Below are 2080 nucleotides of genomic sequence, written 5' to 3' on the forward strand. Positions count from 1 at the left end.
AACTTTCCAAAAACTCGATCACTGGGGATTGATCAATGAACCTGCCTTGCATATGAAATGTACAGTGCATATCGCTCACTTCTTTTTTACACATAATCGAGTAGGAGGAGGTGCCTAGCCTCCGACCTCTCACACCACCGTACATACCGTTCGGTATACGGCGGTTCAGTTTAAGTCTGACGTAGTTTTGTATATCGTTCATATAGATTTACTAACCCATGATGGAGCCAATAAACTTTATTAAGGGTTTTGTCTAGAATAGGACTATGCGCTATGCGCCAATAACCCTTTCTGCTATTTCCCCATTCATATGCTTTTCCAAATGGGACGCCTAATCCTTTGAGTTTCCTCACCCTCGTTCTTGGCAATTTCCATTGCTTCCATAGGCACATCCTGAGTCTTCTTCGAATCCATGAATCTAAATTCTTCAATACGTTCGGAGTATCAATGAGGGAGAAATACCCCATCCAACCTCTAAGGTATTGCTTTAACTTATTTATTCGGAGTTTCATGGGTATCGGTAATTTTCTCGAGGTCATTTCCCTGATTCGTTTCTTTACTCTCTTCACCGTTTGTTTAGCCAGTAGAACCTTCGGGTTCTTCTTTGACTTCGTAAAACTAAAACCGAGAAACGTTCTGTTCCAAGGGCGATCATACTTCGACTTCTCGTAGTTGACCTTTAGCTTCAGTTTATTTTCAATGAAGCTTGAGATATTTCCCATTGCACGTTTGGCGGCTTTTCGTGTCTTCACAAAGATAGTACTGTCATCCGCATACCTTACGAATCGAAGATTGCGTTTCTCTAGTTCTTTATCTAAATCGTCTAACATGATATTAGATAATAAAGGACTTAACGGACCTCCTTGCGGAGTTCCCTCCTCACTTTTATGAAAAAGTCCGCCTATCATAATGCCTGCTTGAAGGAATTTACGAATCAGTTTGAGAACTCGTTTATCTTCAATTTTCCGCTCTAACATTCCCATGAGCTTGTCATGATTCACTTTATCGAAGAACTTCTCCAAGTCCATATCCACTACCCATGTATAGCCTTCGGTTATATAGGACTTTGCCTTTCGAACCGCCTGGAGCCCTTGTTTGTTAGGGCGAAATCCATAGCTATTCTCCGAAAAGGTTGAGTCATATATCTTGGTCAAGATTTGGGCAATGGCTTGTTGAATGAAACGGTCTAGAACGGTTGGAATACCCAATAGCCGAACTCCGCCGTTTGGTTTCGGGATTTCGATACGACGGACGGGCTGCGGTTGATAGGTACCCTGTAAAAGGGCAGTTTTCATGTTGTACCATTCGGTTGCGAGGTGCGGTCTCAGGTTTTGAACCGGCATTCCATCTACACCATGGCTTCCCTTATTTCTTTCTACACGCTTCAATGCCTGTATTAAGTTTTCCCTCTCTAGTATCTGTTCCATTAACATCGTTGATATCCTTTCCCTGCGTGGATAAATGGTCTATTTGTGCCTTTATCTGCTCCACCCTTTTGAAGTTCCCCGTGTATTCACCACTTCTTCCTTCAAATAAGTTCCGTTAGGAATTGTTTGTTTCATCGCAGATAACGAACGCCTAGTATTCATCCTCCTTAATCTGTTCGGTCCTTCCTTATCTTCTCGAGTAGACAAGTACTATGACCTCTGCTGACTTCTGATGATTCAGCTGTCCATCACTGGACAGGTTACCAAGTGTACTTGGCTGTCATCAGACCTCCCCGGGTAAGAGTGCAATCTTTCCCTCCATCTATCTGCTTCATTTACTCTGTACCACCTTCGGCAGTAAGGACTTTGTTTTGTTTCGCAAACTCATCCAATGATACCTAGCCTTATATGAAGTTCGTGTTCCTCAGACCGGAGGTTTGCCGCTTGCTTCCTTCAGATTCCACGTCACCGTAGACACCCTTGCATTAAGCTAACCACTACTACTGCCTTCATGGTTCGGGACTTTCACCCTATAGATTGCACCCATGCTGGGCGCACGAAACAGCCAGTATATTTTCAAAAAACGGATCCAGGTTTTTATCCAGAATTTTGAAGAAATCGTTAGTCCAGCGATACATCAGCCCGTCCATCTC

General features: G+C 43.2%; 1 protein-coding gene. It reads right to left on the reverse strand.

Going from position 1 to position 2080, the window contains the following annotated elements:
• Positions 1-170: 170 nt before the first annotated feature.
• Positions 171-1433 (reverse strand): group II intron reverse transcriptase/maturase, encoded by a 1263-nt coding sequence (gene ltrA, locus ACIQ0C_RS27110; protein ID WP_403065982.1) that lies wholly within the window; start codon positions 1431-1433, stop codon positions 171-173.
• Positions 1434-2080 lie beyond the last annotated feature (647 nt).

The sequence above is a fragment of the Peribacillus sp. NPDC096448 genome (assembly GCF_044762675.1).
In the GTDB taxonomy this organism is placed as follows: domain Bacteria; phylum Bacillota; class Bacilli; order Bacillales; family DSM-1321; genus Peribacillus; species Peribacillus frigoritolerans_B.

Excerpts from the sequence above, each read along its gene's own strand:
- ltrA (WP_403065982.1), bottom strand. The coding sequence starts at position 1,433 with ATGTTAATGGAACAGATACTAGAGAGGGAAAACTTAATACAGGCATTG.